Source organism: Angustibacter peucedani, assembly GCF_054779595.1.
In genome coordinates, this window is record NZ_BAAGXY010000135.1 from 1 (window position 1) to 2,927 (window position 2,927).

The 2,927-nt window shown below is 58.6% G+C and carries 2 rRNA genes; both read right to left on the minus strand.

Annotated features, from left to right (window positions below):
- Nucleotides 1-2,067: ribosomal RNA gene (locus ACYVJ4_RS17675) — 23S ribosomal RNA — on the minus strand; the annotation flags it as partial.
- A gap of 371 nt (nt 2,068-2,438) precedes the next feature.
- Nucleotides 2,439-2,927 (minus strand): 16S ribosomal RNA (locus ACYVJ4_RS17680); the annotation flags it as partial.

Sequence of the window (2,927 nt, forward strand, 5' to 3'; positions counted from 1 at the left end):
TAACCCGTCCCCTTAACGTTCCAGCACCGGGCAGGCGTCAGTCCGTATACATCGTCTTGCGACTTCGCACGGACCTGTGTTTTTAGTAAACAGTCGCTTCTCCCTGGTCTCTGCGGCCATCAAGGCTAGGAGGAGAACTCCTTCACCTGTCCGGCCCCCCTTCTCCCGAAGTTACGGGGGCATTTTGCCGAGTTCCTTAACCACGATTCACTCGATCGCCTTGGTATTCTCTACCTGACCACCTGAGTCGGTTTGGGGTACGGGCGGCTCGAACCTCGCTAGAAGCTTTTCTCGGCAGCATAGGATCACCCTGCTTCCCGCTATCGCGGTCACTATCAGGTCTCAGGCGCATGAGGTGCGGATTTGCCTACACCTCGCCCTACACCCTTGGACGTGGACTACCATCGCCACGCGGAGGCTACCTTCCTGCGTCACTCCATCGCTTGCCTACTACCAGATCGGGTCGCGCGCTCCACCATGCCTCCTCCGAAGAGTCAGCCGGCTTCAGGCGCTTAGCATCACTGGGTTCAGCATGGGCGGTTCTTCGCCGGTACGGGAATATCAACCCGTTGTCCATCGACTACGCCTGTCGGCCTCGCCTTAGGTCCCGACTTACCCAGGGCAGATTAGCTTGACCCTGGAACCCTTGGTCATTCGGCGGACGGGTTTCTCACCCGTCATTCGCTACTCATGCCTGCATTCTCACTCGTGTGGCGTCCACGGCTGGATCACTCCGCCGCTTCACTCGCCACACGACGCTCCCCTACCCATCCACACGCTTGGACCGTCTAGGACGGCCGGGCAATGTGTGAATGCCACAGCTTCGGCGGTGTGCTTGAGCCCCGCTACATTGTCGGCGCGGAATCACTTGACCAGTGAGCTATTACGCACTCTTTAAAGGGTGGCTGCTTCTAAGCCAACCTCCTGGTTGTCTGAGCAACTCCACATCCTTTCCCACTTAGCACACGCTTAGGGGCCTTAGCTGGTGGTCTGGGCTGTTTCCCTCTCGACTACGGAGCTTATCCCCCGCAGTCTCACTGCCACGCTCTCACTTACCGGCATTCGGAGTTTGGCTGACGTCAGTAACCTTGTAGGGCCCATTAGCCATCCAGTAGCTCTACCTCCGGCAAGAAACACGTGACGCTGCACCTAAATGCATTTCGGGGAGAACCAGCTATCACGGAGTTTGATTGGCCTTTCACCCCTACCCACAGCTCATCCCCCAGGTTTTCAACCCTGGTGGGTTCGGTCCTCCACGCGGTCTTACCCGCGCTTCAACCTGGCCATGGGTAGATCACTCCGCTTCGGGTCTAGATCACGCGACTGAGTCGCCCTATTCGGACTCGCTTTCGCTACGGCTTCCCCACACGGGTTAACCTCGCCACGTAACACTAACTCGCAGGCTCATTCTTCAAAAGGCACGCCGTCACCCCTGCTAGGGAGGCTCCGACGGATTGTAAGCACACGGTTTCAGGTACTATTTCACTCCCCTCCCGGGGTACTTTTCACCTTTCCCTCACGGTACTTGTCCGCTATCGGTCACTAGGGAGTATTTAGGCTTGGGAGATGGTCCTGCCAGATTCACACGGGATTTCTCGGGCCCCGTGCTACTTGGGATCCCTCTCGCAAGTCCACGCCATTTCGTCTACGGGGGTAGCACCCTCTGTGCCGGGCCGTTCAATGCCCTTCGACTATGACGCGGATTGGTAACTTGCTGCCAGCTCGGCAGAACTGACTGAGAGGTCCCACGACCCCGACCACACAACGCCTGCCGGCTATCACATGTGATCGGTTTAGCCTCTTCCGCTTTCGCTCGCCACTACTCACGGAATCGCGGTTGCTTTCTCTTCCTGTGGGTACTGAGATGTTTCACTTCCCCACGTTCCCTCCGCACGCCCTATGTGTTCAGGCGTGGGTGACTGGACATGACTCCAGCCGGGTTTCCCCATTCGGAAATCCTTGGATCACAGCTCGGTTACCAGCTCCCCAAGGCTTATCGCAGGTTCCTACGTCCTTCTTCGGCTCCTAGTGCCTAGGCATCCACCGTGTGCCCTTATTAACTTGAATCAAAGATGCTCGCGTCCACTGTGCAGTTCTCAAGGTACGGGCGGAGATCGACCCCGTGTCCGGTGCCTGCTCGCCGGCAGCGAGTGGTTCATCCGGGGGTCGGTCCGCGCGAAACGGCCCCGTCCTGGTCGTGACCGGGTCGAGGCCGTCGTCGCTGAGGTCAGGCGTGAAGCCCGGTCCCTCAGGACCCAACAGCGTGCCAAGCACCGGGAGCGTGTCGCTCACAGGTTCCTGCTCCGAGGAGCTGTACTGAGTGAGGTCGACGCGACCGGTGCCAAGTAATCGATGTTCCACCCTTGAGCACTCTCCACGGAACGTACGTCCGAGGCAGAGGCCTGGACGCCGGCGAACCGGCGCCAGATGCTCCTTAGAAAGGAGGTGATCCAGCCGCACCTTCCGGTACGGCTACCTTGTTACGACTTAGTCCCAATCGCCAGTCCCACCTTCGACGGCTCCCTCCACAAGGGTTGGGCCACCGGCTTCGGGTGTTACCGACTTTCGTGACTTGACGGGCGGTGTGTACAAGGCCCGGGAACGTATTCACCGCAGCGTTGCTGATCTGCGATTACTAGCGACTCCGACTTCATGGGGTCGAGTTGCAGACCCCAATCCGAACTGAGACCAGTTTTTTGGGATTCGCTCCACCTTGCGGTCTCGCAGCCCTTTGTACTGGCCATTGTAGCATGCGTGAAGCCCAAGACATAAGGGGCATGATGATTTGACGTCATCCCCACCTTCCTCCGAGTTGACCCCGGCAGTCTCCTATGAGTCCCCACCTTTACGTGCTGGCAACATAGAACGAGGGTTGCGCTCGTTGCGGGACTTAACCCAACATCTCACGACACGAGCTGACGACAACC